Source organism: Quadrisphaera sp. DVD1 (genome assembly GCF_058932755.1).
The window spans coordinates 1-6,440 of record NZ_JBZYWI010000166.1 but is presented as its reverse complement, the minus strand read 5'-3'; the positions used below and the strand labels follow the sequence as shown (position 1 = coordinate 6,440).

General features: G+C 76.4%; 6 protein-coding genes. 4 read left to right on the top strand and 2 right to left on the bottom strand.

Annotated features, from left to right (window positions below):
- Window positions 1-341, bottom strand: a 341-nt coding sequence (locus tag AC5FZL_RS14705) for a nucleotidyltransferase family protein (RefSeq protein ID WP_493619638.1), incomplete at its 3' end; no start/stop codon positions are given.
- On the bottom strand, window positions 341-865 hold the full coding sequence (locus AC5FZL_RS14700) for an NUDIX hydrolase (protein WP_493619637.1): 525 nt from the start codon (window positions 863-865) through the stop codon (window positions 341-343). The genes AC5FZL_RS14700 and AC5FZL_RS14705, both read right to left, overlap by 1 nt.
- A 195-nt stretch (window positions 866-1,060) precedes the next feature.
- Here AC5FZL_RS14700 and AC5FZL_RS14695 point away from each other — a divergent pair, with 195 nt between their 5' ends.
- The 4 genes from AC5FZL_RS14695 to AC5FZL_RS14680 all read left to right on the top strand — a co-directional run bounded on the left by AC5FZL_RS14695 (window position 1,061) and on the right by AC5FZL_RS14680 (window position 6,323).
- Window positions 1,061-1,339 carry a hypothetical protein gene (locus AC5FZL_RS14695; RefSeq protein ID WP_493619636.1) on the top strand — a complete coding sequence of 93 codons (279 nt, stop codon included), beginning with the start codon at window positions 1,061-1,063 and terminating at the stop codon, window positions 1,337-1,339.
- 111 nt (window positions 1,340-1,450) lie between these two features.
- Window positions 1,451-2,596: a glycerophosphodiester phosphodiesterase family protein gene (locus AC5FZL_RS14690; RefSeq protein ID WP_493619635.1), complete on the top strand. Its 1,146-nt coding sequence runs from the start codon at window positions 1,451-1,453 to the stop codon at window positions 2,594-2,596.
- 12 nt (window positions 2,597-2,608) lie between these two features.
- Window positions 2,609-5,023 carry a DNA helicase PcrA gene (gene pcrA / locus AC5FZL_RS14685; RefSeq protein ID WP_493619634.1) on the top strand — a complete coding sequence of 805 codons (2,415 nt, stop codon included), beginning with the start codon at window positions 2,609-2,611 and terminating at the stop codon, window positions 5,021-5,023.
- A 124-nt stretch (window positions 5,024-5,147) separates the two neighbouring features.
- On the top strand, window positions 5,148-6,323 hold the full coding sequence (locus AC5FZL_RS14680) for a glycerophosphodiester phosphodiesterase (RefSeq protein WP_493619633.1): 1,176 nt from the start codon (window positions 5,148-5,150) through the stop codon (window positions 6,321-6,323).
- Window positions 6,324-6,440: the final 117 nt, after the last annotated feature.

Here is a 6,440-nt window from a genome sequence, read left to right as displayed (position 1 = left end):
CCGGCGGGCATCCACGCGTCGGCGTTGGTGACGAGCACGTCGCGCCCGTCCAGCCACCCGCGCAGCGCTCCCAGCGCCCCCGCGGTGCCCAGCGGCTCCGGCTCCTCCACCGCCACCTCGGCGCGCGTCCCGACCGCGGCCACGACCTGCTCGGCGTGGTGGTGGGCGTTGACCGCGACCCGGTCGCGCCCGGAGCCGGTGACGGCGGCGAGGCGGGCCAGCGCGGCGTCGAGCAGCGGCACGCCGCCGACCGGCACGAGGGCCTTCGGGCGGAGGTCGGTGAGCGGGCGCAGCCGGGTGCCCAGCCCGGCCGCCAGCACGACCCCCGCAGGAGCGCCCATCAGGCCGTGGGCACGACCGCGCCGTCGTGGCCACCGGGCCGCACGGCGCGGGCCAGCAGCGCGAGGATCTCGTGGGTGGGCGCGTCGGCGTCGTCGCCGACCTCCTCGGGCCGCAGCCAGGCGGCCACCTGGGCCTCCCCGCCGGGGACGACCACCGGCCGCTCCTGCACGGTGATCCGGAAGATCACGTCGACCCGGCGCACCTGCGCGTTCACCTGCGTGGCCACGGGCACCCCGACCCGCACCCGCAGGCCGGTCTCCTCGCGCACCTCGCGCTCGACGGCGGTGGCGGGGTCCTCGCCGCGGTCGAGCAGCCCGCCGGGCAGGGACCAGCCGGTGCGGTGCGGCTGGCGCAGGAACAGGACCGCTCCCTCGTGGTCGAGGACGCAGACGGCGCCGACGGTGAAGCCCGGCGTCCCGGCGCGGACCAGTGCCCGGCGCACGGGCGCCGGCAGCCGGCGGAAGGCGCTCAGCGCCGCCGTGTACAGGCGGCGGCGCAGCGTGCGCGCGGGGGAGGGGGCCACCCGGGAAGCCTAGGCGCGGGCCCGCGCCGCGACCCGCCGGGCCGCGCGACGGGCGCCCGCGGCCCGCCCGTGGTCCGCCCGTGGTCCGCCCGTGGTCCGCCCGTGGCCGGCCCTGCTGCGCCCGTCGTGCGACTCGTGCCGGCCGGTGACCGCCCGGGCCTGTACTCGGGGCCGAAGGTGTGACACCGTCCCGCCGTGCCCAGCACCCGCGGCTCCTCCCGCCGCTCCTCCGCTGCCTTCGTGCTGCTCGCCTCCGGCCTGCTCGTGGCCGGCCCGGTCACCGCCGCGGCGGCCGCCCCGCCGACGGCGTCCGTGCAGGCGTCCGTGCAGTCCTCGCGGGTCCCCTCCTCCGCCGCGTTCGACGGCGAGGACGCCCGTCCCGCCGCGGGCGTGGCGGTGCTCGGCGTGGTGCTGCTCAGCTCGGCGGTGGCGGCCGGGGTCGCCTCGCGCCGCCGGACCGACGGCCGGCGCTGAGCCGCAGCCCGTCGTGCCGCTGAGACCGGACCGCCGCATCGTCGACGATCCGTCACCGGCAGTTCACCGGAACTGCCGCCACGGGTCGCCTCGAGCGTTCAGGCTCTAGGGGTGCCCAGGTCGACCTGCACCCTCCCGGTCTCCAGTGCTCCTCCCTCCGTCGCGCGCCCGGCCGTGATCGCCCACCGCGGCGCCAGCGGCCACCGCCCCGAGAACACCCTCGCCGCCTTCGAGCTGGCCGCCCGGATGGGCGCCGACCGGATCGAGCCGGACCTCGTGCCCACTCGCGACGGCGTGCTCGTGCTGCGCCACGAGAGCGAGCTGAGCGACAGCACCGACGTGGCCTCGCGGCCCGACCTGGCCTCGCGCCGCACCACGCGGGAGGTGGAGGGGCGGCCGGTGACCGGCTGGTTCACCGAGGACCTCACCCTCGCGGAGGTGCGCTCGCTGCGCGCCGTCGAGCCGCTCCCGCTGGTCCGCCCGGCGACCACCGCCCACGACGGGGACCACCAGGTGCCGACCTTCGCGGAGCTGCTCGCGCTGGCCGCCCGCCTGCGCGCGGAGCTGGCCCGGCCCCTGGTCGTCACCGCCGAGGTCAAGGAGCCCTCCCGCTACGCGGCGCTGGGCCTCGACGTGGCGGCGATGGTGACCGCCGAGCTCGAGGCGTGCGGGGTGGACCCGACGACCCCGGGCAGCGCCGAGGCCCCCGCCCCGGTGGCCCTGCAGTGCTTCGAGCCCGACTTCCTGCGCCGGCTGCGCGCGGAGGGCGTCGAGCTGCCGATGGTGCAGCTCGTCGACGACGACCCGCTGGGCCGCTCGCTGTGCACGCCGGCCGGCCTGCGCGAGGTGTCCACCTACGCCGAGGTCCTGGCGCCGTCCAAGGACATGGTCCTGCCGGTCGCCGCGGACGGCGGGCTCGGCGCGGCCACCAGCCTCGTGGCCGACGCCCACGCGGCGAGCCTCGCCGTGCACGTCTACACGCTGCGCGACGAGAACGTCCACCTGCCTCCGGCGCTGCGGCTGGGCGACGCCGACTCCGCGCCGGGACGCGCGCTCGCCGAGCACCTGGCCTTCCTCGACGCCGGGGTCGACGGCATCTTCACCGACCACCCGGGCACGGGCGTCCAGGCCCGCGCGCTGTGGCTGGCCGGGCGCGAGGGCGCGGCGCGCGTGGCCACCGGCGCGATGCCGGCCGTCCCCGCCCCGGCGTCCCCAGCCCGCCCGCGGGCGCCCCGCAGCGTCCCCGCGCACACGTAGGCTGGGGGTGCGATGAGCACCCTCTTCGACGACCTGCCGCTGCCGGTCTCCCGTCCCTCCGCCGCCTCCGGCGCCGCGCCCGACGACGCCCCCGCCGGGCGCCGTCCGGTCGACCCCGCCGCACTCCTGGAGGGGCTCAACCCGGCCCAGCGCGAGGGCGTGCTGCACAGCGGCTCCCCGCTGCTGCTGATCGCCGGTGCCGGCTCGGGCAAGACCCGGGTGCTGACCCACCGGATCGCGCACCTCATGGCCGCCCGCGGCGCCCGCCCGGGGCAGGTCCTGGCGATCACCTTCACCAACAAGGCCGCCGCCGAGATGAAGGAGCGCGTCGCCGCGCTCGTCGGCCCGGCCGCGGCGTCGATGTGGGTGTCGACCTTCCACTCCGCGTGCGTGCGCATCCTGCGCCGCGAGGCCGGGTCGCTCGGGCTGCGCTCGAGCTTCTCCATCTACGACGCGGACGACGCCCGCCGGCTCATGGCCCTGGTGGGCCGCGAGCTCGACCTCGACCCCAAGCGCTACCCGCCGCGCTCGCTCAGCGCCCAGGTCTCCAACCTCAAGAACGAGCTCGTCGACCCCGAGGCCTTCGCGGCGCGCGCCGCGGAGGGCACCCACGCCGAACGGACCCTCGCCGAGGCGTACGGGCTCTACCAGCAGCGCCTGCGCCAGGCCAACGCCCTGGACTTCGACGACCTGATCATGACCACGGTGTCGCTGCTGCAGGCCTTCCCCGACGTGGCCGAGCACTACCGGCGCCGCTTCCGGCACCTGCTCGTCGACGAGTACCAGGACACCAACCACGCCCAGTACGTGCTCATCCGCGAGCTGACCGGCGGGCCGGGGGCGACCGCGCCCACCGAGGGGGTGCCCGCGGCCGAGCTGACCGTGGTCGGGGACGCCGACCAGTCGATCTACGCCTTCCGCGGGGCGACGATCCGCAACATCGTCGAGTTCGAGAACGACTACCCCGACGCGCGCACGATCCTGCTGGAGCAGAACTACCGCTCGACCCAGACGATCCTGTCCGCGGCGAACGCCGTGATCGCCCGCAACCCCGACCGGCGCCCGAAGAACCTGTGGACGTCGGAGGGCGCCGGCGAGCAGATCGTCGGCTACGTCGCCGACGGCGAGCACGACGAGGCGGCGTTCGTGGCGGCCGAGATCGACCGGCTGCACGACGAGGAGGGCCTGCGCTACGGCGACGTGGCCGTCTTCTACCGCACCAACGCCCAGTCACGGGCGCTGGAGGAGGTCTTCGTCCGGGTCGGCCTGCCGTACAAGGTCGTCGGCGGCACCCGCTTCTACGAGCGGCGCGAGGTGCGCGACGCGCTGGCCTACCTGCGGGCGCTGGCCAACCCCGACGACACCGTGAACCTGCGCCGCATCCTCAACGTGCCCAAGCGCGGCATCGGCGAGCGCGCCGAGGCCTGCGTGGCGGCCCTGGCCGAGCGTGAGCGGATCGGCTTCCCGGCCGCGCTCGACCGCGCCGAGGAGGCCCCCGGCCTGGCGACCCGCTCGCTGAGCTGCATCCGCTCCTTCACCACGCTCATGGACGAGCTGCGCACCATCGTCGAGGCCGGCTCCGGCCCTGCCACCGTGCTCGAGGCCGTCCTCGACCGCTCAGGCCTGCTGGCCGAGCTGCGCGAGAGCCCCGACCCGCAGGACGAGTCGCGCGTGGAGAACCTCTCCGAGCTCGCCGCGGTGGCCGCCGAGTACGAGCAGGCGAACCCCGAGGGCACCCTCGCCGACTTCCTCGAGACGGTCTCCCTCGTCGCCGACTCCGACCAGATCCCCGGCGCGGCCGTGGCCGCGGGGGAGGACGAGGAGGAGGGGCTGGACAGCGGCGTCGTCACCCTCATGACGCTGCACACCGCCAAGGGCCTGGAGTTCCCCGCGGTCTTCCTCACCGGCCTCGAGGACGGCACCTTCCCGCACCTGCGCTCGCTCGCCGACCCCACCGAGCTCTCCGAGGAGCGGCGCCTGGCCTACGTCGGGATCACCCGGGCGCGCCGGTTCCTGCGGATCTCCCGCGCCGCGGTGCGCAGCGCGTGGGGCCAGCCGCAGTACTTCCCGGCGAGCCGGTTCCTCGACGAGCTGCCCGCCGAGCTGGTGCGCTGGGAGCGCGCGGAGCCCACGGGCTCCTCCCGCCCGGCCGGACCGACGGGCTCGTCGCGGTCCTCCACCGGCAGCTACGCCGGGTCCACCACCCCGGCGGGCGCCCGCCTGGCCTCCACGCCCGGGGTCCGCACCGCCGGCACCCGCCCGGTCATCGCCCTGGCCCCCGGCGACCGGGTGACCCACGACGCCTTCGGGCTCGGCACGGTCGTCGAGGTCGAGGGCACGGGAGACCGCACGGTCGCCCACGTGGACTTCCGCAGCGAGGGCACGAAGCGCCTGCTGCTCCGCTACGCCCCGGTGCAGAAGCTGTAGCTGCCGCTCCGGCACCACCTGGTCACGCCCCGCGCTGAGGGGTGTCCGGTTCGCGGTGGTTGTGGCAGGTTGTGCCGGGCGGGTCGATGGCGACCGTCGCCGTCCGAGCACCGCTGGAGCCCCCGTGCCCGTTCCCCGGACGCTGCTGTCCCTCGCCGCCGCGGCTGCTCTGGCCGCCCCCGTCGTCCTGTCAGGGGTCGCGCCCGCTGCGGCGCCGCCGACGGCCGGGGCCGCTGCTGCGCCGGCGGCGACCGGCGGTGGCGGCGGCGACGCCGACGACCTCCTCGTCATCGCGCACCGCGGGGCCTCGGGCTACCGGCCCGAGCACACCCTCGCCGCCTACGAGCTCGGGGCGCGGATGGGCGCCGACTACATCGAGCCGGACCTGGTGAGCACGAGGGACGGCGTCCTCGTCGACCGGCACGAGCCGGAGATCTCCACGACCACCGACGTGGCGGACCACCCCGAGTTCGCCGACCGCCGCGCCACCAAGACGATCGACGGGGTGGTGTACGACGGCTGGTTCACGGAGGACTTCACCCTCGCCGAGCTGAAGACCCTGCGCGCGGTCGAGCGCCTGCCCGAGGTGCGGCAGGAGAACACCATCTACGACGGTCTGTACGAGGTGCCCACGCTCGACGAGGTGCTGGCCCTGCGCGCCCGGCTCAGCGAGGAGCTGGACCGCGAGATCGGCGTCTACATCGAGACGAAGCACCCCACCTACTTCGACGGCCTCGGCCTGTCGCTGGAGGAGCCGCTGCGCGAGGACCTGCACGAGGCCCGCCTGGACCGCCGGCGCTCGCCGGTCTTCGTGCAGTCGTTCGAGACCACGAACCTGCGCGAGCTCGACGAGGAGGGGCTGCGGGTGCCGCTGGTGCTGCTGACCGCGGCGACGGGGGCGCCGGCCGACCTGGTGGCGGCCGGTGACCCCCGCACCTACGCCGACCTCACCACCCCGGCGGGCCTGGCGGGGGTCGCGGAGTACGCCGACGGGATCGGCCCGGACAAGGCCCAGGTCATCCCGCTGGAGGCCGACGGGACCCTCGGGACGCCGACCGCGCTCGTCGACGACGCGCACGCCGCGGGCCTGCTGGTGCACCCGTACACCTTCCGGCCGGAGAACACCTTCCTGCCCGCCGACTACGACCTCGGCGCCGACCCGAGCGACTACGGGCGGGCCCTCGCGGAGCAGCTGGCCTTCTGGGCGACCGGCATCGACGGCCTGTTCACCGACACCCCGGACATCGGGGTGGAGTCGCGGCGCCTGTTCACCGAGGCCGAGGAGGACGCCGCGGCCTGACCGGGGGTGCCGGGTCAGCTCACAGGGACACGCCGCGGCAGCCGGTGCCGCAGCCCGAGGTGGTCCACACCGAGGCCGGGACCACCCACGGGCTGGGCGCCAGGCGCAGGCCGCCCG